The sequence below is a fragment of the Streptomyces sp. NBC_00287 genome (assembly GCF_036173105.1).
Taxonomy (GTDB): Bacteria; Actinomycetota; Actinomycetes; order Streptomycetales; family Streptomycetaceae; genus Streptomyces.
In genome coordinates this window covers 2,870,021-2,891,359 of record NZ_CP108053.1, presented here as the reverse complement: position 1 = coordinate 2,891,359, position 21,339 = coordinate 2,870,021, and the positions used below count along the sequence as shown (strand labels likewise).

Sequence of the window (21,339 nt, the reverse complement as noted above, 5' to 3'; positions counted from 1 at the left end):
CACCATGCGCGCAGCCGTACTGCACGAGACCGGCCAGGACAAACTTGAGGTCCTCGACGATGTCGAGGCGGTGGGGTTCGGTCCCGGCCGGGTGAGGATCCGGGTGCGGGCCAGCGGGCTCTGCCACTCGGACCTGTCCGCGATGAACGGCGTACTGCCGCAGCCGGCCCCCTTCGTGCCCGGGCACGAAGGCGCGGGGGAGATCCTCGAAGTCGGCGAAGGCGTCAGCAATCTGAAGCCCGGCGACCGGGTCGTCGTCTGCTGGCTGCCCGCCTGCGGCGCCTGCCCCGCCTGCAAGCGCGGCCAGACGGAACTCTGCCTGGCCGGGTTCATGAACGCCGGCACCCCCAACTTCAAGCGCCCCGGCGGCGATGTCTTCGGCTTCGCCGGCACCGGCACCTTCACCGAGGAGGTCGTTGTCGACGCCGGCTGCGCGGTGCCGATCCCGGAGGACGTGCCGTTCGACATCGCCGCGCTCATCGGCTGCGGGGTGACGACGGGCCTCGGCGCCGCGATCAACACCGCCGACATGGAGGCCGGTTCCTCGGTCGCCGTCATCGGCTGCGGCGGTGTCGGCATCTCCGCGATCCAGGGCGCCCGGCTCAAGGGCGCCGCCGAGATCGTCGCCGTCGACCCCGTCCTCAGCCGCCGCGAGGCCGCGCTCACCTTCGGCGCCACCAGGGCCATAGCGCCCGACGAACTGCCGGGCGCCAAGCAGGAGATCACCGGCGGCGAGGGCTTCGACTATGTCTTCGAGGTCGTCGGCAAGTCCGCCACCGCCCGCACCGCCTACGAGAACACCCGGCGCGGCGGCACCCTGGTGGTCGTCGGCGCGGGCGCCATGGACGACTTCCTCCAGCTCAATATGTTCGAGCTGTTCTTCGACGAGAAGCGGATCCTGCCGTCCCTGTACGGCGGCGGCGATGTCCTGCGCTCCTACGAGCGGACCATCGCCCTGTGGCGGGCGGGCCGGATCGACCTGGCCGGGATGATCACCCACCGGGTGCCCCTGGCCGAGATCAACGAGGCCCTCGACCAGATGCGTACGGGCAGCGCGCTGCGTACGTGCATCGAGCTGTGAGGCCTTTGATGGCCACCCCGCCGTCGGGCGTTCCGCTGGAAGGGCTGACCGCGATCGTCACCGGCGCGGGCAGAGGCCTCGGCCGCGCCGAGGCCCTGGAGCTGGCCCGGCTCGGCGCTGCCGTCGTCGTCAACGACTACGGACAGCCCGGCCGGGACGGCTCCGGCGAGTCCTCCGCCGGACCCGCCGAAGACACGGCCGCCGAGATCCGCGCGGCGGGCGGACACGCCCTCGCGCACACCGGGGACGTCTCCGACTTCCAACAGGCCGCCCGACTCGTCCAGTTGGCGATCGAGGAGTTCGGCAAGCTGGACATCCTCGTCAACAACGCGGGCATCCTGCGCGACCGTATGGTCTTCTCCATGACCGAGGACGAGTGGGACTCGGTGATCCGCGTCCACCTCAAGGGGCACTTCAACACCACCCGGTTCGCGGCCGCGCACTGGCGCGAGCGGTCCAAGGCGGACGGCGGGCCGGTGTACGGGCGGATCGTGAACACCTCCTCGGAGGCGTTCCTCGCCGGATCCGCCGGACAGCCCAACTACGCGGCCGCCAAGGGCGGAATCGTCGGCCTGACCACCTCCACGGCCCTCGCCCTCGCCAAGTACGGCGTGACGGCCAACGCCATCTGCCCGCGCGCCCGCACCCGGATGACCGAGGACGTGTTCAGCAAGCCCGCGGAAGAGGGCCTCGACCCGCTCGCCCCCGAGCATGTCGCCCCGCTCGTCGGCTACTTGGCCTCGCCCGCCGCCGCGCGGATCAACGGCCAGCTCCTCGTCGTGCACGGCGGCATGGTCGCGGTCGTCGAACGGCCGCGGGTCCGGGCGCAGTTCGACAGCAAGCAGGACACCTTCAGCTACGACGAGCTGGACGCCGTACTCACTCCGCACTACGCGGACCGGCCGCCGGGGGAGACGTTCGCGGCGGCGGAGGTGCTGGGCCTGAAACGGGCGTAGCCGGCGCGGACACAGAACGGCCCCCGCACCTCTCACGAAGTGCGGGGGCCGCTTCCGTCGTTCAGGCCGCCGTCTCGGTCTGCTCCACCGGCTTGCGGTGGCGGCCCCGCGGGGCCGCCTCGCCGTCGTGGGACGAGACCGGACCGCGGTGCCTGCCGTGACCTTGGTTCTCCTGGTCCTGGGCGGGCGGCTGGGTCATAGTGGCGTCGCTCATCGGAAGAAATTCACCCCGTCAACATGATCTTTCAGACAGCCGGGCGATTTTAACCGTCACACCTCGGGCCGAATCCAGCCGCACACGCCGACCGCCACTACTTCGTTACAAGACGCCCCAACGGCGCTTGCTGCAAGGGCACGGGACGCGCCACGACGGGCTCCGGGGGATCCGTGTCCGGCGGCTCCTCGGCGCCCGGCGAACCGGCCGCCGACGAAGCCGCGCCGTCCCGGACCGGATCCCCCGAAGCGTCCTCCCCCTCCCCAGTGGGAGTCATGGGTGCCAGTCGGTCCACCCCACAGGGCACCTCGCCGGTGGCATACGGCAGCTGCAGCTCCCCCTCCCGCGTCCACAACCCGGCCCCCGCCAACCACCCCTCGGGCGCCGGAAGATGACGCATCTGCTTCTCGGTGGGCCGCCACACCCCGAGCCAGCTGCCGAGCGGGCCGTCCACCCGCAGCGCCACCCCGCAGTTCTCCGGCATCAGCACCTGCCCCGGCTGGATCGCGAACGGGCTCACCGTGCAGTCGGGCACCCGCAGACACTCCGGGAAGCGCACCGGCAGCGTGCTGCCCAGCACCCCCCACCCCAGCCTCGGCCGCTGCCCCGGCTCCGGCGCGTCCGAGCCGATCAGCAGCAGCCCGCTGTCCGGGTCCGCCAGCAGCAGCCGGTCGTCGCTGTCCGCCGCGATCTGGAGCAGCGGCGACACCTCACCGGCGCGCTCCAGATCCACCACGACGGCCTTGGTCCGCCCGCCGACCTCCCGGTCCAGCGCCAGCATCCGCCCCGTGCGATCCAGCCACACCCCGCCCGAGCAGCGCCCGGGAATCTCGGCGACATGCTCGGGCCCGAAGGCGCCGCCCGCCACCAGCCAGATGTCGCTGGTGTGCCGGCCCACGGCGAGGGCGTACGCCTTGCGCCCGCACGGCGCCGGAGGCAGCAGCCGCAGCCGGGTGTCCGGCTCGGGGCACTCGACCGCGCCGATCAGCAGCTCGCCGGTGCCGGGCCCGGTCGGGTAGAGCAGGGTGAAGACATGCCGTCCGTCGGTGGGCCGCCGGATCAGGACGCGTCCGTCGCTCATCGGCTGCACCTCGGTGCCGGGCTCCTCCGGCTGGTTGCCGGGCAGCGGCACCGCGTACGGCTCGGGTCCGTCCAGCGTCCAGCGCTCCGGGAACCAGCAGTCGCCGTCCAGCGCGAGGCGCGCGGCGTAGGCACCGTCCGCGGTGATCGCACACCCCGCCCGCGGCGCCTCGGACTCGGGAGCGGCGGTTTCGATGGCACAGGCCGTCATCGTCTGGTCACCTCCGGCGACGAAGCTAGTTTTCGTACGCACAGACGTGGGACCGGCAGGCTTCCGTTTCACACATAAGGGTGTTCCAGGAACGATTCGCCTGAGGAAACGGGGACGGATGTGCTCCGCGGGAGCCGTGACACCCGGCGGACCTCGCGCAAGTCCTGGGAAGGCCCTGCGACGGTTCTACGTCACAGAACAGCCAGGTAGCCTTTTCCCCGTGCCCCGTCTGTCTGAAGTCATCGCCGCGCTGGAGAACCTGTGGCCCGCCGAGCGGGCCGAGTCCTGGGACGCGGTCGGCACCGTCGTGGGCGACCCCGACCAGGCGGTCACCCGGGTCCTGTTCGCCGTCGACCCGGTCCAGGAGATCGTCGACGAGGCGATGAAGCTGGACGTCGACCTGCTGGTCACCCACCACCCGCTCTACCTTCGCGGTACGACGACGGTGGCGGCCTCGCACTTCAAGGGCCGGGTCGTGCACACCCTGATCAAGAACGACATCGCGCTGCACGTGGCGCACACGAACGCGGACACGGCGGATCCGGGTGTGAGCGATGCGTTGGCCGGCGCCCTGGACCTCCGTGTCGTACGGCCGCTGGTGCCGGACCAGACCGACCCGTCCGGCCGCCGCGGCCTCGGCCGTGTCTGCGAACTGGACCACCCGGTGACCGTCCGCGAACTCGCCGCACGTGCCGCCGCCCGTCTGCCCGCCACCGCGCAGGGCATCCGGATCGCCGGCGACCCCGAGGCGACCGTACGGACGATCGCCGTGAGCGGCGGCTCCGGCGACAGCCTCTTCGACGCCGTACGAGCGGCGGGCGTCGACGCCTTCCTGACCGCGGACCTGCGCCACCACCCGGCGTCCGAGGCCGTGTCCCACACTCCTCTCGCGCTGCTCGACGCGGCGCACTGGGCCACCGAGTGGCCCTGGTGCGAGCTGGCCGCCGCCCAGCTCGACGAGATCTCCGACCGCCATGGCTGGGACCTTCGCGTCCATGTCTCGAAGACGGTCACCGACCCCTGGACCAGCCACTCCCCTTCACCTGGAGCCCCCAACTGAACGCCGCGCCCGCCGACCAGATCCGCCTTCTCGAAGTCCAGGCCCTCGACGTCCGCCTCCAGCAGCTCGCCCACAAGCGCCGCTCGCTGCCCGAGCACGCCGAGATCGAGTCGCTGACCAAGGACCTCACGCAGCTGCGCGACCTGCTGGTGGCCGCGCAGACCGAGGAGAGCGACACCGCCCGCGAGCAGACCAAGGCCGAGCAGGACGTCGACCAGGTCCGCCAGCGCGCCGTCCGTGACCAGCAGCGCCTGGACTCCGGCGCGATCACCTCCCCGAAGGACCTGGAGAACCTCCAGCGCGAGATCGCCTCCCTCGCCAAGCGGCAGGGCGACCTGGAGGACGTCGTCCTGGAGGTCATGGAGCGCCGCGAGTCCGCGCAGGAGCGGGTCGCCGAGCTGACCGAGCGGGTCGGCTCCGTACAGGGGAAGATCGACGACGCGACCGCCCGCCGCGACGCCGCGTTCGAGTCGCTGGACGGCGAGGCGGCGACCGTGACGAAGGAGCGCGAGGTCATCGCGGCCGCGATCCCGGCGGACCTCCTCAAGCTCTACGACAAGCTGCGCCAGCAGCAGGGCGGCATCGGCGCGGCCAAGCTCACCCAGCGCACCTGCCAGGGCTGCCGCCAGGAGCTGTCGATCACCGACATCAACGAGATCCGCGCCGCGGCGCCGGACACGGTGGTGCGCTGCGAGAACTGCCGCCGCATTCTGGTGCGTACGGCCGAGTCGGGTCTGTAAGTCGGGTCCGTAGGGAGCTTTGGGCGTGCGGGAGTTCATCGTCGAGGCGGACGGCGGGTCACGGGGCAACCCGGGGCCCGCGGGCTACGGAGCGGTGGTCTTTGACGCTGCTACGGGTGAGACGCTGGCGGAACGCTCCGAGTACCTCGGTGTGGTCACGAACAACGTCGCCGAGTACCGGGGCCTGCTGGCTGGCCTGCGAGCCGCCTTCGACCTGGACCCGACCGCGACCGTGCATGTTCGCATGGACTCCAAGCTCGTCGTGGAGCAGATGTCGGGGCGCTGGAAGATCAAACACCCCGACATGAAGCCGCTGGCCATGGAGGCGTCACGGGTGTTTCCGCCGGAGCGGGTGACGTACGAGTGGATTCCCCGGGAGCAGAACAGGCGGGCGGATCGGTTGGCTAACGAGGCGATGGATATGGGGGCCGAGGGGGCTTCGGTTGCTCTGGGAGCTTCGGGTTCTTCGGGTGCTTCAGTGGCTCCGAGTGTTTCGGGTTCTTCGGGTGCTCCAGTGGCTCCGAGTGCTTCGGGAGCCGCCAAGGCCGACGCCGATATCCGTGCCGCGAAGGCCGTCGCCGCCCCCGGCTGGGCTCCCGCCGACATGGGCGCGCCAGCGACCTTCGTCCTGCTGCGGCACGGAGAGACCGCGCTGACTCCGCAGAAGCGGTTCTCGGGGAGTGGTGGCAGTGATCCGGTGCTCTCGGAGATCGGCCGGGACCAGGCCGAGCGGGTAGGAGCAGCGCTGGCCCGACGCGGCACCATCCAGGCGATCGTGGCGTCGCCCCTGGCCCGTACCCGGGAAACGGCCGCGGCCGCAGCCAGGCGCCTCGGCCTAGAGGTGACCATCGACGAAGGCCTGCGCGAGACCGACTTCGGCGCCTGGGAGGGCCTCACCTTCGGCGAGGTCCGCGAACGCTACCCCGACGATCTCAATGCCTGGCTCGCCGACCCCGAGGCCCGCCCCACCGGCGACGGCGAGAGCTTCACCGAGACCGCCACCCGTATCGCCGCCACCCGCGACAAGCTGGTCGCCGCCTACGCGGGCCGCACGGTCCTCCTGGTCAGCCACGTCACCCCGATCAAGACGTTCGTACGGCTCGCCCTGGGCGCCCCGCCCGAGTCCCTGTTCCGCATGGAACTCTCGGCGGCATCCCTCTCGGCGGTGGCGTACTACGCCGACGGCAACGCGAGCGTACGGCTCTTCAACGACACGTCCCACCTGCGCTGAGCCCCGCCGCGGCCCGGGCCAGCGCCTCGATCCGCGCCCAGTCCCGAGCGGCGACCGCGTCCGCGGGAAGCATCCAACTCCCGCCCACGCACCCCACGTTGGGCAACGCCAGATACTCCGCCGCGGAGTCGGCCCCGATCCCCCCGGTGGGACAGAACCGCGCCTGCGGCAAGGGCCCGGACAGCGACTTCAGATACGCCGTCCCGCCGGCAGCCTGAGCCGGAAAGAACTTCATCTCCCGCACCCCGCGCTCCAACAGCGCCACGACCTCGGAAGTCGTGGACACCCCAGGCAGGAACGGCACCCCGGACCCTCGCATGGCCTCCAGCAGTACGTCCGTCCAGCCCGGACTGACGAGAAAGCGCGCCCCGGCGTCGACCGCCTTCGCCACCAGCTCCGGCGTAATGACGGTCCCCGCCCCGACGACGGCGTCCGGCACCTCGCCTGCTATCGCCCGGATCGCGTCCAGCGCCCCCGGAGTCCTCAGCGTCACCTCGATAGCGGGCAGCCCCCCGGCGACGAGCGCCCGCGCGAGCGGCACGGCGTCGGATGAGTCCCCGATCACGACGACAGGGACGACGGGGGCAAGGTCCAGCACGGAGGTCATGCGGACATCCTGCCGATGCAGTGCACTACGCGCAAAGGTCATTGCGCATGATGCAATGCAGGCTCAGTGGATCTCGTCCACCAGCACATCCAGCGACCAAGCGGTCCCCGCCTTCACCGGCGCGGTGGCCTCCACCTCGTACTCGAGGTCACGCAACGCCTCCACCAGCTCGGCCGGCCCGGCGGGCCGGGTGCCGGACGCCAGCAGACTCCGTACGATCCGCCCCTTCGTCGCCTTGTTGAAATGGCTGACGACCTTCCGGGTAGGCGCGTGCAACACCCGTACGCTCGCCGTCCGCCCGGCGATCTCACCCTTCGGCTTCCAGGCCGCCGCGTACGCCGCGGACCGCAGGTCCAGAACGAGCCCGTCCCCGGCGGCCTCGGGAAGGGAGGCCGCCATGGCCGTACGCCAGTGGGATCCCAGCGCGCCGAGCCCCGGCAGCTTCACGCCCATCGAGCAGCGGTAGGAGGGGATCTTGTCGGTGGTCCGGACGGCGCCCCACAGCCCAGAGAACACGAGCAGCGAGCGGGCGGCCCGCTTCTTGGCGGCGGCGTCGAGTGAGGGCAGGTCGAGGGCGTCGTAGAGGACACCGGTGTAGATCTCGCCGGCGGGCCGAGCACCGGCGTTTCTTAGGTCAGCGTTCTTCGCGACCTCCCCCCGCAGCCCCTCACTGAGCCCGAGGACCTCGCGCGCCTTCTCCTCATCCCCGGCACACAGCTCGACCAGCTCGTCGAGTACGGCCGCACGGGCCTCGGCGAGCCCCGGCAGCGACAACGACTCCAGCTTCAGTGGGGCGCCACGGCCGGAGGATGCCTTGCCTTCGGACGGCGGCAGCAGGACAAGCACGGGTGGATCTCCTTCTGTAGAGCTCGCCACAGCGTACGGCGTGCCACTCGGCAGCCTCCGCCCTACGCTCGCTGTATGCCCCGCCGCCACATCCGCGTGACCGGCGCCCCCGAAGCCCCCCTCCGGGCCGCGCTCGCAGAGTTGCGCACCGAACTCGACGTATCCGAGAGCTTCCCGCCCGAGGTGCTGGCGGAGGCCGAGAGGGTCGCCCGCGACCCCGCGCTACCGGTGGAGGACGCCACGGACGTCCCCCTGTTCACGATCGACCCGCTCACCTCGACGGACCTAGACCAGGCGATGCACCTGTCCCGGCAGGGCACCGGCTACCGCGTGCGGTACGCGATCGCGGACGTAGCGGCCTTTGTCGCACCGGGGTCGGTGCTCGACACCGAGACGCACCGCCGCGTCATGACCCTCTACTTCCCGGACACCCGCATCCCGCTGTACCCGGCGCTGCTGAGCGAGGGCGCGGCAAGTCTGCTCCCGGGCCAGACCCGCCCGGCGGTGCTGTGGACGATCGACCTGGACGCGGAGGGCCGCCCCCTCGCGGTGGACGTCCGCCGGGCGCTGGTCCGCAGCCGGGCCAAGCTGGACTACGCGGCCGTACAGAAGGAGATCGAGGACGGGACGGCGGAGGAGCCGCTGGCCCTGCTGGCGGAGATCGGCCGGTTGCGGGAGGGCTTGGAGGTGGATCGGGGCGGGATCTCGTTGGCGGTCCCAGAGCAGGAGATCGTAGAGCGGAATGGTTCGTACGAGCTGACGTACCGCGCCCCACTCCCCGCCGAAGGCTGGAACGCGCAGATCTCGCTACTGACGGGGATGGCGGCGGCGGACCTGATGCTCTCGTCCGGCACGGGAGTGTTGCGTACGCTCCCGGCCGCCCCGGACGGAGCGGTGGGCCGCCTGCGCCGTACCGCGCACGCCCTGCACATCGACTGGCCGCACCACGTCTCGTACGCGGAGCTGGTCCGCTCCCTGGATCCCCGGGTCCCGCACCACGCGGCGTTCCTGCAGGAGTGCACGACGCTGCTGCGGGGCGCGGGCTACACGGTGTTCAGGGACGGCGAGCTGCCACAGATCGTGACGCACTCGGCGGTGGCGGCGCCGTACGCCCACTGCACGGCCCCCTTGCGCCGCCTGGCCGACCGCTACGCGTCCGAGCTGTGCCTGGCGGCGGCAGTGGGCGGGCCACCACCGGAGTGGGTTCTGTCGGCCTTGGACGCGTTGCCCGATGAGATGGCGACCGGCTCCCGTCGTGCCGGGACGGTGGAACGAGCCTGCGTGGACATCGTCGAGGCGGCGCTTCTGAAGGACCGGGTGGGGGAGGTCTTCGACGCGTGCGTGGTGGATGTGGACGAGCGGAGGCCGGGGGTTGGGACGGTGCAGTTGGAGACTCCGGCGGTGATCGGGCGGATTGAGGGGGGCGACGGGGATTTGCCGCTGGGGGAGCGGTTGCGCGTACGCCTTACGCAGGCGGATCCGGTGGCGGCGAAGGTGCGTTTCGCTCCCGCGTGACGAGTTGCTGGATCGTCCGTCGAATGGCCTCTGCCTGGGCCGGGGCCAAGTCGGCGTAGAGGGCGCGGAGGAAGCTGTTGTCGTGGTCGATTGGGGTGCTCGGAGTCAGTTCGTCGGGGAGGCAGCCGACGAGGGCACGGGCGGCCTCGTCCACGCGGGGGTCGTCGGGTTCGGCGTCGGCGAGATCGTCGAGGAGGGCGTAGGCGGCACGGGCCCGCTCGACGCCTTCGGGATTGGCGAGGCTGTCGCTGAGCAGGGAGGTCAGCCGCCCCCGGTCTTCTGATGGGGCGCTGGTCTCGATGAGGGCGAGGATCTCCCGGTCCTTGGCGGCCATGGGGGAGTCGGAGAGATGGGCGGTCCGCCGGAAGAGGGAAGCAAGCGCGGGCGAGACGGGCCCTTCGATGCTGACCCCCTCCTCCATGAGCGCCCGCAACCGAGCCCGCCGCTCGCGAATGGCGGCCTCCTGCCGGGCAAGATCCTCATCGAGCTCGCTCAACACCTCGGCGAGATCCTTCCCGACGTCATCGGCAAGCACATCCCGCACCTCGGCCAGCCCGAGGCCCAACTCGGTGAGCCGCCGGATCCGCGCGAGCACGACGGCGTGGCGCAGGGTGTAGTCCCGGTACCCGTTGGGGAGCCGCTCCGGCTCCGGGAGCAGCCCGAGGTGGTGGTAGTGCCGGACGGTGCGGGTGGTGACACCCACGGCGTCGGCGAGCTCTCCGATGCGCATGGGAACAGTAGAGACCTTGACGTGGCGGGAGGGTCAAGGGACTGGCCGAGGCGCCCCGTGTAGGTGATCTTCCCCGGTTCAGCCCTTGTGGGCACTCGAAGTGGCTTGGGATGGGTGCCATGGCACTGGACTCGATCACGCAGAAGGTTCTGCTGGACTGGATCGTCGACCTGGACATCCCGGAGGGCCTCCGGGTGGAGCTCATCGAGGGTGAGGTCGTTGTGACCCCGGCGCCGGACGGGCACCACCAGCACTGCGTCAGCGGGGTCGTGAGCCAAGTGCACCAGCGCTCCTCGACCGACATGCAGTTCTCCGGGAACAAGGGCCTGAAGCTGCGCAGCGCGGATGGCTGTCCGCAGGATCACGTGATCCCGGACGGGATGTTCGCCCCGAAGGAACAGCGCCTGTACCGGGGAGCCGATCCCTGGATGCCGTGCGAGGGGGTCACGATGGTGCTGGAGGTGACGTCCCGGAGGCGGCAGACAGAGCGCGAGATCAAGCGTCGCTGCTACGCCCGAGGCGGCGTCCCCCTCTACCTGCTCATCGACCGCGATACCGGGTGGATCACGCTGTTCGGGGCCCCGGAGTCGGACGACTACCAGGAGCTCCACGCTGTGACCTTCGGCAAACCCCTCAGCCTCCCCGCCCCCTTCGCCTTCGACCTGGAGACGACAGACTTCGTCTGAGCGCCTAGTACCATGGTCGACACGGCAGACGAGCCGGGCGGGCGGCCGCGTGGAGTCCCTCACGGGACTTCCCGAGGAACGTCCGGGCTCCACAGGGCAGGGTGGTGGCTAACGGCCACCCGGGGTGACCCGCGGGACAGTGCCACAGAAAGCAGACCGCCGGGGACCTCGGTCCTCGGTAAGGGTGAAACGGTGGTGTAAGAGACCACCAGTGCCCAGGGCGACCTGGGCAGCTAGGTAAACCCCACCCGGAGCAAGGTCAAGAGGAGCCGCTGTAAAAGGCGGCTCTGCGCGGACGTTCGAGGGCTGCCCGCCCGAGTCCGCGGGTAGACCGCACGAGGCCGGCGGCAACGCCGGTCCTAGATGGATGGCCGTCGCTCCGATGTCCGCGAGGACCCGGAGTACAGAACCCGGCGTACAGCCCGACTCGTCTGCCGCTACCTGCGGCTATGCCTCGGAAGGGCCTTTGACCTGTGCCGGAGGCCCTTTCCGGTGTTTCGGGTGGTTCGCCGCGCTAGGCGGAACGTCCATCGGACAGCGCTGAAAGTGCCTGCAAAGTCCCTGCGCGGAGGGGCGGGCGAGGACTCTGGGCTGGGCATTCGCGTCAGCCGTCGGAGCATGACGTTGGGGTCGCAGACTTCGGGGTTCTTCGGCACTTTCCGTGAAGCCGGTCAACTGGCCAGCAAAACGCGGCGTTTGAGGAGGTCGAATCCGGCGTCCACAGTGCTGACGCTTGAGCATCTTGACCCTGTTCACGTGTCCCTCGACCGCCCCGGAGTTCCAGGACACTGTCAGTCCGGCGGTGACGGCCGCGAGGTCCTTGCGCACGCCGTTGGCGAAGACATGCAGGTCCTTGACGTCGTGCTGCTCGACTTCTTCGAGCCAAAGGTGATCAGCTGCGTTGGGCTTGTGTGATTCGGACAGGGTGCTGGACGCGTCACGGCGCTGGCGAAGCTGGGTATGGGGGTCACTCCCGGGGCGTTTGAGAGGCGTGGCGGAGTACTGGGCGCTTCCTCGGTAACCCTCTCGGCTGTGGTGGGCACAGCAATCTTCGCCACAATCGACAAGTCTCCGGCAGCTGCCATGCAGATTCTGGCCGGGCTGCTCAGCGTGCTGGCTGCGGTCCTGGCCGCGCTTCACGCCTCCCAGAACTATGCCGTGGTGGTTGAGCAGCATCGGAGAGCCGCCGTGGCCTACGGGCGCCTTCGTCGACGTATGGAGGTCGAATTGGCGGAGCAGTCATTCGTCAATCGCGATGTGCTGAGTCGGTTCGCCGACGAGCTGGATGTGATGCGGCAGGAGGCCCCCGCAGTTCCGCAGAAGATTCATGACCGTGCTGCGAGGCAAGTTGATGCAGTGGAAGGCCCGCCCTCAGGGAGCGGTGAAGCAAGCGGGTCCTGAATCCTGTGGGCTCGGGAGTGGCGACTCGAATCGGCAGCCCTGCGGTCTGGCGGCGCTAGGTCGGGGCCATTGGCTCGAACGTCGAGCCGACGCCTCTGAGGGTGCCGGTCCATGCCCGATCGAGGCCGGTAGCTTCCCCGCGTATTCACTGCAGCCACCCGGTAACAGCCGGACAGCGCCGGACCCTGCCCACGACCATCGGGGGAGGGTCCGGCGCTGCTCTGCGCGTGGCTGAACCCGCTCCGACCAGCAAAAGGCAGAGCGGGAGGGCGGAGACTTGCGCCCCCGGCAGGACTCGAACCTGCGGCCAAGCGCTTCGAAGGCGTCTTGTGGCTGCGCCTCGACCTCCTCTTGGCCTGTCACTCTTCCCCAGCTGAGCCGCTTGCCGGTAGGACTTCGACACGGATTCGACACGCAGTGTCCTGTGGATCTGTACGGTGCGAACGACAGACACTCACGCTAGGGACGAACTGTTGGGGGCGGGCATGACGGAGTATCTGTCTGAGGTTGATCCGCGATGGGCTGAGCACTCTGGCGAAGAGGGGCACTACGGTGCCCCCGAGTGGGGCCCGGAGGACTTGGAGCGCGCTAGAAGGCTCTTGGCTGAACTCGCACCGCAGGCCCGGCAGATGCTTGAGTACCTGCTGCGCAACCCTGGCCGGAAGATCCACTGCACGGAGCTAGTGGATATGGCTCTGGGCGGTCCAAATGAGGGCGCTCCGGCGCAGCGCGTGGCAGGCGTGGTGAGGGGAATGAGCAAGGGACACAGCAGTAGTGGGCGGCGGCTACCGTTCTACTGGTGGGAGGCCCCTGAGGGGAGCGCGGGCGCAACGTACGCAGTCCGCCCCTCGGTGGCAGCGGTGTTCCTGGCCGCTCAGCTCGGCGCTGCGTGATCTGCACAGCCACAACTGATGGACGGCGGCCGTGACCTGCGGCCATCTAATCGATCAGCGCCCTGACCTGCTGCCGAGCCGCCTGCAGTTGTCGGCGTTGGCCATCTTCGAGCGCCCTTCCACGGCCCCGAGACGGCCCGGGAGGGCGGTCGGGCGGGATGGTTGGGCGAGGTTCGTGCGGTATGCGGCCGGAAGTTGAGGTGCGGTCCCGGCGGTCGCCCTGTTGCGGAACCGCCGGGGCACAGGCGCGCCGGGATCAGTTGGCCAGGGCCATGCGCTCGACCCAGGCGACTTTCACGGACTTGATGTCGGACAGCTCGTGGCCGTCTTCGAGGGTGACGTACTCGTCGAACTCGCCCTTGTCGGCGTCGGTCTTGCTGGCGGCCAGGTGCGTCGTACCGATATAGGTCTGGCCGATGAAGTCGCCGTCCTCGTCGAAGCCGTTGATGATGACGGAGTAGTTGGCGGGTTCGTCACCCTTGTTGGTGATCTTGTAGACGAACTCGTAGGTCTCGTCGTCTGAATCGCTGTACGAGTCACAGTCGTTGTACGAGAACTCGTCGGTGTCGTCGCAGTCCTCGCTGGAACCGGTGACGAGCTTGCCGCCCGAGACCTCGACGTGGTCCATCGGGTCGCCGTCACCGGCCAGTGCCCACCAAGTGATGCCGCCACTGGCGAGGAGTACGGCGACGGCGGCGCCGACTATGAAGGCACGCTTGCGTCGACGGACCTGTGGGGCGGCCCAGGGCAGGGGGGCCGCAGGAGGCGCCGGGGGCATCAGGGGGAGCGAGCTCCCCACGAGTTCGGGCTCGGAGATGGTGGCCTGGGGTTCCGGCTGGTGGGGTGCCGTGTCGTTCAACTGGTTCTGCCTTGTCGTGAGGGTTGGACGGGGTCGGGCGGGCGGATGCGAAGGCCGGTTCCGGCCAGGAGCAGCAGCGCGGCGAGTACGGAGACGACGCAGGCGGCGCCGAACACGTCGGACTTCTCGTCCGCGAACATGCCCGCTGCGGCCAGGGCGAGGAACATCCCGGTGGCTTGCCAGCCGGTTCCGGAGGGCATCGGGTCTTGCGTCTGCCGGCGCCTGCGGGGGATCCACAGGCGGAGCAGCTCCGCGGTAGTCGCGAGGGCGAGGAGCCGGGACGTGATCATAAGCCCTGGGGAAGCGGTGTTGCTTCCCAATTCGCCCACACCTACGACTGTGGTGAAGCCGAAGTAGAAGATCGGCAGCAGCCAGGCGAGGCTTGCGCGGACGGCGGGGGCGGGAGTCGAGTCGGACTTCTTGGCGAGGCCGACCGGTGCGCGGGGAGAGGGGATCGCGGGGAGGGCGGGGATCGGCCGGAGCGCGCGGCGTTGGGCGCGGCGGATACGGCGGCCTGCGTCGCCGTGGCGGTCCACGTGGGCGGAGAGTTCCGACTGGAGGGCGAGGAGTTGCTCGGCCATCGCGTCGAACTCGGCTCTGCGTTCGGCGGCGAGGCGGGCGGCTTCGTGCTCGGTGGTGGCGAGGAGTTCGAGGGTCTCGGTGTGGCGTTGGGTTGCCTGGGTGCGGGCGTCTTCGGCTGTGAGGGAGGCCTTGGACAACTCCTTGCGCAGTCGGGCGCGTTCGGCCTTGATGATCTCCGAGATGCGGTGGCGCTCGTCCGGGGGGAGTGTGCGTGGGGCACGGGCTTCGGCGCGGGTGAGGGCGGCTTGGCGCCACTCCATGAGCGGGCCGCTTCGGTGCTGGCCGATACCGTTGATGTGAACCCGGTGGCCGTCCGTGCGGTGGATGTAGAGGACGTTGCCGCCCTTGCCGTTCGGTGCCCTGTCCCAGGTCACGCGGGTGAAGTCGGCGGCTGTGCTGATGCCTTGGGCGGCGAGATCGCGGATCAGTCCGGTGCCGAAGCCGTTCAGCTCGCTCACGGTGAGAGGCGTGTTCCTGAGCCTCCGCTCGATGAACTCACGGCGTAGCACGGCAAGGGCTCGCGTCTCTTGCTGCTCCCGCTTGCCGTCCAGACTGTCCAAGTCCTGGGTGAGGGAGCGCTCTTGCTGCGCCTGCTTCTCCTTGATGTGGCTCAGTTCCTCGGCGTGGGCGGCTTCCGCGCGACTGCGGTCCCTTGCCTCGCGGTTCAGGCGGCGGCGGTCGGCCAGCTCGAAAGCGCGGCGCTTGTCGAGGAAGCGACGCAGGGCGCGTATGGACTCGATGATGCGGCGGCGTTCGGCGCGTATTTCTGCGGGTGACTGTGGGGCGGGGGTGATGCCGTCCCGCAGTTTGGGTGTGGAACTGGTCAATTGGGGCTCGCTCAGAGGGCGGGGCGTCTGGGGGCTTGGCGAAGAATCAAAGTCAAGCTTCCAGGCTTTCTTCGGGGCCGTCCTTACCTTCAGCCATTACCCTGCCACCGACAAAAGCCACACCCAAGGCGACTGCGGCGCCACCGAGTACCAACACTTTCTTCAACGCCCCATCCAAGAACTGCTTGTTCTCGCTGTCCTTCTGGGACTCCTCCCTTACGGCTTCCTGCATTTTCTCGATGATTTGCCATCTTTGCTCCCAGGTCAGGTCGCCCTTGTCGAGTTCGTTCTTGAGGGTGTCCCTGAAATCCTGGAAGGCTCGATGGACGTGTTCCTGGCTTTGTTGGTTGGTCGAGAGGGTGGACTCATGCGATTTCTTCATCGCATCCACGACGTCCAGGGCGAAATCCTTGAACGCGGGGAACTGTTCAATGATTTTCAGGGCCACTTCGGTGCCCATGTCGGGCATCATGGCCACGAACCTGATCATCTTGTCCTTGGAGAGGTTTCTCCAGGAGTCGATTCCAAGCGCGTGCTTGATCTCGTCTTCGTCCTTGTATCTCATGCCGCGGTTCCGTCCGAAGTCTTTGCCGGGTGGCGTGGGCCGTGGCCCAGGGGCGGGGTGAGGGGGAGGTGTAGGTCTCGCTCGGCGAGGATCAGGTCCTTGGTGCGGCACGAGCCACGGCGACGGTGCGCTCGGGCGAATCCTCGGGAGGGCGCAGGTTATCGGCCTGATGGACCTCCCCCATGTTGCCTCTGCCGATGACGCGCCCGATGCGGAATCTGCCGTCGACGAGCTCGCGGCTCACTGCCCGCTCCTCTGCCTGCTGTTCGCGTTCTCGCGGTTCCGAACGGAACGCGCCCCCTGATCTGCTGCCGCCGCGAACGCTGTCGTGCCGGAGCCGGTCTTCGCGCGGAACGCGCGAACCCTGGGCTCGGCCAGGTCGGGCGAGACCGGTTGCGGGACGAGTTGGCCCGATTGGGCCTGCATGTTCAGGGCGTACGTGTGCATGTAGACGCGGACTCTCCAGATGTGGAAAAGGTTGCACGAACCTGTAAAGGAAATGTGTCTCCTTGCGTCGGGTGGGTGCAGGCACTTCTGGTGCGCTACGCGGACGCCGACGGATATGTGACGTCCCGTGCCCTGGACGGAGTGATCCGGTTGGCCGGGCTCACCGTCCGTGAAGCGGACACGCTTCGGGCGGCAGCACGCGTGAGGGACGTCGAAGCCGAGGCGGAACAGTCAGCGGCAGGGGCGGCCTCGTCATCGCCGGAGAGTGGGCCACAACGGCGGAGCGGGAGGTGTCCCCGCAGAACGGCGACCTCGCCGACGCGGTGGCGGCCGCCATGTCCGTGCTGCACGTGGATCGTATTCCATGGGGCCCGACGCTTATGCCGTACCCGGCGCAGCCAGATGGTTGGGCTAGCTCGCGCCCGCGCACCGACACGGCGTGCTCTGGTGGTTATGCCTGCTGCTTGAGGTGCTGGGTGAGGCGCTGGAAGGTGGACCAGGCGTGCGGTTCCGATCCATCGCCCAGGGGGTAATGGAGGGCCGGTTCGGCCGGGGGGCCGAGACGTGTGGGGGTGGGGCCGAAGGATGATTGCTCGGCGTGGGGCGGGCCGATGCGCCTCGCCTCGTCGTGGCCGAGCGTGAAGGACACCGGGATCGGGGGGGGTTCGAGCTGTGCGGGGACGGTGAGGTCGCGGCGGGCGGCACGGAGCGACGTGAACAGGGTGACGAGACCGTGTTTCGCGTCGAGTTCGGCCGCGAGAGCCTCGATGGCTTGCAGGGGCGGAGTCTCGCCGCCGTAGCCGAGCGCGAGGGTGAGGTCTTCTTCGATGCCTGCCGTGGTCCGGAGCACGCGCACGGTGGCGAGAGCGGGCCGGTCGGGGTGACCAATGGCGATCAGCCAGCTGGGGCGGGGGGCGCGGGCCCGGGCAAGGTCGGTCAACTGGCTGGTGGACCAGGGGAGGTTGACCGGTTCGGCGGTGCTCCAGCCAGCGGGCGGGGCGCCGGTCAGGTGCCGGAAGGCGGCCTCCAGGGCGGGACCGAGGACGAGGTCCGCATCTGCGGGGTGCCGGGTGCGCAGGGTGAGGAGAAGCTGGCGTTCACCGGTCTCGGTGGCCGCTTTGAACGCCTCGGCCACGGAAGCGGTGCCGTCCGCTGTTCAATACCGTCCGGAGAGCTCCTCAAGGGCGTCCAGGGACGGTGCTTCCAGAGGCGAGTCCTCGAAAAACTCACCAATCTCGGGCCGCGATGAACTTTGTGCCAGCCAGGCCAGCGCTGCGAGGGCGTTGAGCCCTTGAGCGTGGGCTGCCCTCAGGCGCAGCAGCCATCCTGCCCCTGCCTCGAACGCCGCCTCTCCGGCAGCGGTTCGTGGTTCGAAGCCCGCAGCCTCCTCGCCGACCGCGGCCCAGACATATCCCACGATCACGCCCTCACGGCGAACCGTGAAGTAGCGCACCGGGTTGTCGGTGGTCTCTTCGTATTCGTCCTCCGAGGCCGGAATTCTGGACCGAAGCAGACCAGATCGGGCCGGGAGCTCGAATGTCCCCCAGGAATCGTCGTATGCAGGTCCCTCGGCCCTCGGGTCCTCGAAACCCGTCACGGTGGGAGTCGCGTAACGATTGGGGGCGCCCGGCACAGGAGCACTGCCGAGCAGGCTCGTAATGCCCTTCAGCGCGGCGGCGAGCCTGGGCGCATTCTCGGCGTAGACCTCAGGCTGCTCCCGATCGCGGGTGTCCACGGTCAACCACGCGTCGCTGTACGTCTCCAGCGTCACCATGAGCAGGCTGCTTTTCCAGATCTCCACCTGGATGACGAACAGCTTCTCCGCCCGGTGCATGATTCCTGACTCCCGCCAATAGCCAGGGCATTCGATCCGAACGTCGACGATGACATCACCTTCGGGGGAACCAGCCTCAACCAAAGCGTGAGAGAGAACCATTCCACGGATCAGAGGATCCGGTTCCAGTCCCAGGCCGTCGACCAGGACACGCACGTCCCGACTGTCCATGGACCGAACTGAAACAAAGGCCTTGCCCACTGGGATCGCCAGCTCGCACCCGGCCAGAACATCAAAGACCGCCAGTGCGGTCTCCACCGCACTCGTGGGCCGGATTCCGTCGGCACTGGTCGCGATTTCCCAGCTCCAGTCACCGATGGGTTCAGAGGTGATCACAGCATGTCCTTGGGGTCGAGCTTACTGCCGGGTGGGACGACGAGGGTTCCGTCCTCAAGGCGTATGACGAACGTGATGCCTTGCCCCTTCGGTCCACGGCCACCGCGGTGGATGTCCATGAGGGCATCGTACGAGCCGTTGGATATCCAGTCCGCGCGCGTCCCTCTCCCTCCGTCCACGAGCAGTACGCGGTGATCGGCTTCAGATTTCGCCAGCTGGAGCAAGTACTTGCCTCTGGTGATCTCCCCCACTTGATCCTGGGGGTCATTGAGATGCTTCAACTGGTAGGCGTAGACAGCACCAGATTCGTCGACGGTCCGGACGTCCACATCGGCGCCGGGTGGGTACTTCTGCTCGAAGTCGATGCTGTGAGCCGGAACGCCGCTCTTGACCAAATCATCCGCGAATATGAGCTGGTCAGCACCGGGCTGAAACATTTGCGACCTGTTCGCCCCCAAAGACGAGACGACCTGCCCGTACTCATCGCTCTGGTTGAAGCGGCCGGAGCCGATGATCTCGGCAATCCGTTGACCGTTGGGTTCGGTAGCGAGCCTTTCCAACACTTTCTCCATCACGTTCGGCTTGGGCCGCTTCTTGCCCGGAATGCCCTTGATCGCGTCACGGACCTGCTGCTCTGTGTGCCCGCCGCGGGCCATGGGCTCGCCGTCACCGGCAGGTGAGGATCCGTGCGGACTAGCTGGAGGTCCGCCGTCAGATCCGCCAGCGCCGCGTCCGCCGCTCACGCCGTCTGCCCCACCGTCACCAAAGTTGCCATCACGACCATCAACACCACCCCCATGGCCAGCGGCGTGTCCGCTGGTGGTGCCGACATCGTGAGCGGACTGGGGCGATGCACCATCGCCACCACGTCCCTGCGCCTCCGGAAGACGTGATGTCGCGCCGACCCCAGAAAGTTCGTGCCCCCGCGCTGAGGCAGCGACCTCGGCAACAGGCGGCTCCTGCCTCGGCGCCTCGCCGACGAGGTCGCCGTGCTTGTCGTAGGCGATGAACCTGCCGTCCTCGATGACGAGTTTGGAACCATCGGAGAGTTCCAGCACGCTGTGCGGAGCGCTCAGGTCGGGCATGTCGTCCACGCCGCGCAGCCCCGCGGCGAGCTCGGAGATCTTCGGGATGGCATGCCCTGTCACCTTGACCGCCGCACCCACCGGGTCGATGACCTCGCCGACCTTGCCGACCGTGTTGGCGACCTTGGCCGCCGTGCTTGCCTTGCCCGCCGACGCCGCCTTGAGCGGGCCCGCGCCCAGCGTGAGGATGTTGAAGGTGACCATTCCGGCCGCGCGGGCCGGGTTTTCCTTCCACTGGTCCCAGGCGACGAAGCCCTTGGCGAACTCCTTGGCGTAGACCTTGCTCTCCTGGGCGAAGTCGGACGCGAAGACGCCGGTTGGCGGTTGGCCGCCGGACTCCATGAGGTAGGTCTCGGCGCCGACCACTGCGCGGACGATGCCTTCCCAGGACTGCGCGGCCGCGTCCGAGCCATGGAAACCGGCGAGCGTCGCGAGGCCGTCGACGGTGCCCCAGACGCCGTCGACGATCAACCCGTCCCAGAGGTAGCTCTTGGCGTAGTAGCCGAGATCGGAGGGGTCCCACCAGTCGTGGGACTGCGTGACCGGCGTCCCCCAGGGCAGTTCCGTCGCCTGGTCCAGCACCGCCGCCGTGTAGCCGTACAGCTCCGCACCGCGCGGTATGAACTGCTTGGCCCCGGTGCCCAGGACGTACTGGGTTCCGCCGACCAGTGCCGTGATCTTGTTGTGGCAGGCGATCTCAGCGGCGTAGAACTGCTCCTGGGCGACGTTGATGTCGTGCAGCAGGGACTGATGCTCGGCGACCTTGTCCCCGTCGTCGGTCCAGTTCTCGTCGAACTCCCCGGTGTCGGTCTTCAGGCCGGCCACGAAGCCCACCGCCTGCCGCTGCAGGGCTTCGAGCCGCTTGGCGATCGGCCCGACCTCGACGGCGTAGGCCGACAGGGCCTCCACCACCGTCGCGACCTTGTCCGCGTACGTGTCGGCGGTGTCCCGCACCGGCGCCGTCGAGGCGAACAACTCCTCCGCCTCTGGGGCCTCGTAGAAGGCCGACAGCCCCTGGAACTGCCGATGCGCCTCCGCGCCTGCCCGACGTATCCCGTCCCCCTCGACGCGCAAAGCGTCGATGTGCCGCTCCAACTCGCTCAGGTCGCCGGTGAACAGCGGGATCGACTCCGGCTGGATCACAGACGGCCCGCCTTCCATCCGTCCGGCATGTCCGGCTGCACCAGCCCGGACGCCCGGTGCTGCGCCTCGGCGGCCATCTCCAGGTCGCCGTCCCGGTAGGCGACGGTGGCTTCCACGGCCCCGTTGACCGACTTGCCGACCCGCACGCCGATGAACTGCAACTCCTCAGCGGTGCCCGTGAGGAACTCCGCGAGGGCCGCGGCCACCAGCCCGGTCTGCCCCTTATGCTCTCCGCTCGCCCCGCCCGGAGCGAGCGCCCCGGCCGACGTGGCCGCGCCCTCCATGTCGTCCGAGTACGCCTTGACGATGTCGTCCAGGACCGTCATCACGTCCCCGACGTTCGAGACCACGTGCCCGACCCCGGACGGCGAGATGTCCCACTTCGGCATGCGCCGACCCCCGTTTCAAAA

At 69.0% G+C, this 21,339-nt stretch carries 21 protein-coding genes, 1 other RNA gene and 1 pseudogene; 10 read left to right on the top strand and 13 right to left on the bottom strand.

The annotated features are described in order from the left end of the window. Positions 1 to 4: 4 nt before the first annotated feature. Together OHT76_RS13175 and OHT76_RS13170 are read left to right on the top strand one after the other, a co-directional pair. The gene (locus tag OHT76_RS13175; protein WP_328870992.1) at positions 5 to 1,081 is read left to right on the top strand and encodes a Zn-dependent alcohol dehydrogenase; all 1,077 of its coding nucleotides are present in this window, start codon (positions 5 to 7) and stop codon (positions 1,079 to 1,081) included. 8 nt (positions 1,082 to 1,089) lie between these two features. Further along, on the top strand, positions 1,090 to 2,037 hold the full coding sequence (locus OHT76_RS13170) for a 3-oxoacyl-ACP reductase (protein ID WP_328870991.1): 948 nt from the start codon (positions 1,090 to 1,092) through the stop codon (positions 2,035 to 2,037). A gap of 61 nt (positions 2,038 to 2,098) precedes the next feature. Here OHT76_RS13170 and OHT76_RS13165 read toward each other — a convergent pair whose 3' ends face one another. Together OHT76_RS13165 and OHT76_RS13160 are read right to left on the bottom strand one after the other, a co-directional pair. After that, complete coding sequence (locus OHT76_RS13165) at positions 2,099 to 2,251, bottom strand: hypothetical protein (RefSeq protein ID WP_328870990.1); 153 nt, start codon at positions 2,249 to 2,251, stop codon at positions 2,099 to 2,101. A 97-nt stretch (positions 2,252 to 2,348) separates the two neighbouring features. After that, positions 2,349 to 3,542: a hypothetical protein gene (locus tag OHT76_RS13160; protein ID WP_328870989.1), complete on the bottom strand. Its 1,194-nt coding sequence runs from the start codon at positions 3,540 to 3,542 to the stop codon at positions 2,349 to 2,351. A gap of 220 nt (positions 3,543 to 3,762) precedes the next feature. Between OHT76_RS13160 and OHT76_RS13155 the strand changes: the two genes are divergently transcribed. The 3 genes from OHT76_RS13155 to OHT76_RS13145 are packed head-to-tail and all read left to right on the top strand — an operon-like array spanning position 3,763 to position 6,573. Beyond that, on the top strand, positions 3,763 to 4,602 hold the full coding sequence (locus tag OHT76_RS13155) for a Nif3-like dinuclear metal center hexameric protein (protein ID WP_328870988.1): 840 nt from the start codon (positions 3,763 to 3,765) through the stop codon (positions 4,600 to 4,602). After that, positions 4,599 to 5,342, top strand: a complete 744-nt coding sequence (locus OHT76_RS13150; protein ID WP_328876519.1) for a zinc ribbon domain-containing protein — start codon at positions 4,599 to 4,601, stop codon at positions 5,340 to 5,342. The genes OHT76_RS13155 and OHT76_RS13150 overlap by 4 nt, the downstream gene beginning before the upstream one ends. Before the next feature lie 25 nt (positions 5,343 to 5,367). Beyond that, complete coding sequence (locus OHT76_RS13145; protein WP_328870987.1) at positions 5,368 to 6,573, top strand: bifunctional RNase H/acid phosphatase; 1,206 nt, start codon at positions 5,368 to 5,370, stop codon at positions 6,571 to 6,573. On the opposite strand, the gene OHT76_RS13140 is transcribed toward OHT76_RS13145, so the two are convergent. Then, complete coding sequence (locus OHT76_RS13140; RefSeq protein ID WP_328870986.1) at positions 6,548 to 7,180, bottom strand: bifunctional 4-hydroxy-2-oxoglutarate aldolase/2-dehydro-3-deoxy-phosphogluconate aldolase; 633 nt, start codon at positions 7,178 to 7,180, stop codon at positions 6,548 to 6,550. The genes OHT76_RS13145 and OHT76_RS13140 overlap by 26 nt on opposite strands. A 63-nt stretch (positions 7,181 to 7,243) precedes the next feature. Then, positions 7,244 to 8,026 (bottom strand): peroxide stress protein YaaA, encoded by a 783-nt coding sequence (gene yaaA / locus OHT76_RS13135; RefSeq protein WP_328870985.1) that lies wholly within the window; start codon positions 8,024 to 8,026, stop codon positions 7,244 to 7,246. Positions 8,027 to 8,101: 75 nt separating this feature from the next. On the opposite strand from yaaA, the gene OHT76_RS13130 reads away from it, so the two are divergent. Then, complete coding sequence (locus OHT76_RS13130) at positions 8,102 to 9,541, top strand: RNB domain-containing ribonuclease (protein WP_328870984.1); 1,440 nt, start codon at positions 8,102 to 8,104, stop codon at positions 9,539 to 9,541. Here OHT76_RS13130 and OHT76_RS13125 read toward each other — a convergent pair. Continuing rightward, complete coding sequence (locus tag OHT76_RS13125; protein ID WP_328870983.1) at positions 9,492 to 10,271, bottom strand: MerR family transcriptional regulator; 780 nt, start codon at positions 10,269 to 10,271, stop codon at positions 9,492 to 9,494. The genes OHT76_RS13130 and OHT76_RS13125 overlap by 50 nt on opposite strands. Positions 10,272 to 10,390: 119 nt before the next feature. Between OHT76_RS13125 and OHT76_RS13120 the strand changes: the two genes are divergently transcribed. The 4 genes from OHT76_RS13120 (at position 10,391) to OHT76_RS13105 (ending at position 13,251) form a co-directional block, all read left to right on the top strand. Next, a complete protein-coding gene (locus tag OHT76_RS13120) occupies positions 10,391 to 10,957 on the top strand; it encodes a Uma2 family endonuclease (protein ID WP_328870982.1) in 567 nt (188 codons plus the stop codon). 29 nt (positions 10,958 to 10,986) lie between these two features. Further along, an RNA gene (gene rnpB / locus OHT76_RS13115) (RNase P RNA component class A) lies at positions 10,987 to 11,391 on the top strand. Positions 11,392 to 11,917: 526 nt separating this feature from the next. Next, complete coding sequence (locus tag OHT76_RS13110) at positions 11,918 to 12,358, top strand: SLATT domain-containing protein (RefSeq protein ID WP_328870981.1); 441 nt, start codon at positions 11,918 to 11,920, stop codon at positions 12,356 to 12,358. 485 nt (positions 12,359 to 12,843) lie between these two features. Continuing rightward, positions 12,844 to 13,251 (top strand): DUF6416 domain-containing protein, encoded by a 408-nt coding sequence (locus OHT76_RS13105; protein ID WP_328870980.1) that lies wholly within the window; start codon positions 12,844 to 12,846, stop codon positions 13,249 to 13,251. 256 nt (positions 13,252 to 13,507) lie between these two features. Here the strand turns inward: OHT76_RS13105 and OHT76_RS13100 are convergent, their stop codons facing one another. The 8 genes and pseudogenes from OHT76_RS13100 to OHT76_RS13065 all read right to left on the bottom strand — a co-directional run bounded on the left by OHT76_RS13100 (position 13,508) and on the right by OHT76_RS13065 (position 21,318). Next, entirely contained in the window at positions 13,508 to 14,110 is a 603-nt protein-coding gene (locus tag OHT76_RS13100; protein ID WP_328870979.1) for a hypothetical protein, read from the bottom strand. Further along, complete coding sequence (locus tag OHT76_RS13095; RefSeq protein ID WP_328870978.1) at positions 14,107 to 15,519, bottom strand: hypothetical protein; 1,413 nt, start codon at positions 15,517 to 15,519, stop codon at positions 14,107 to 14,109. Before OHT76_RS13095 ends, OHT76_RS13100 begins: the two co-directional genes overlap by 4 nt. Before the next feature lie 52 nt (positions 15,520 to 15,571). Then, positions 15,572 to 16,084 carry a hypothetical protein gene (locus OHT76_RS13090; protein WP_328870977.1) on the bottom strand — a complete coding sequence of 171 codons (513 nt, stop codon included), beginning with the start codon at positions 16,082 to 16,084 and terminating at the stop codon, positions 15,572 to 15,574. A 91-nt stretch (positions 16,085 to 16,175) separates the two neighbouring features. Beyond that, positions 16,176 to 16,328, bottom strand: a complete 153-nt coding sequence (locus OHT76_RS13085) for a hypothetical protein (protein ID WP_328870976.1) — start codon at positions 16,326 to 16,328, stop codon at positions 16,176 to 16,178. Between the two features lie 654 nt (positions 16,329 to 16,982). Further along, a pseudogene (locus OHT76_RS13080) lies at positions 16,983 to 17,672 on the bottom strand (DUF6177 family protein); the annotation flags it as partial. A gap of 15 nt (positions 17,673 to 17,687) precedes the next feature. Then, a complete protein-coding gene (locus tag OHT76_RS13075; protein ID WP_328870975.1) occupies positions 17,688 to 18,701 on the bottom strand; it encodes a hypothetical protein in 1,014 nt (337 codons plus the stop codon). Next, a complete protein-coding gene (locus OHT76_RS13070; protein ID WP_328870974.1) occupies positions 18,698 to 20,929 on the bottom strand; it encodes a hypothetical protein in 2,232 nt (743 codons plus the stop codon). Before OHT76_RS13070 ends, OHT76_RS13075 begins: the two co-directional genes overlap by 4 nt. Beyond that, complete coding sequence (locus OHT76_RS13065) at positions 20,926 to 21,318, bottom strand: DUF6507 family protein (RefSeq protein WP_328870973.1); 393 nt, start codon at positions 21,316 to 21,318, stop codon at positions 20,926 to 20,928. Before OHT76_RS13065 ends, OHT76_RS13070 begins: the two co-directional genes overlap by 4 nt. Positions 21,319 to 21,339 lie beyond the last annotated feature (21 nt).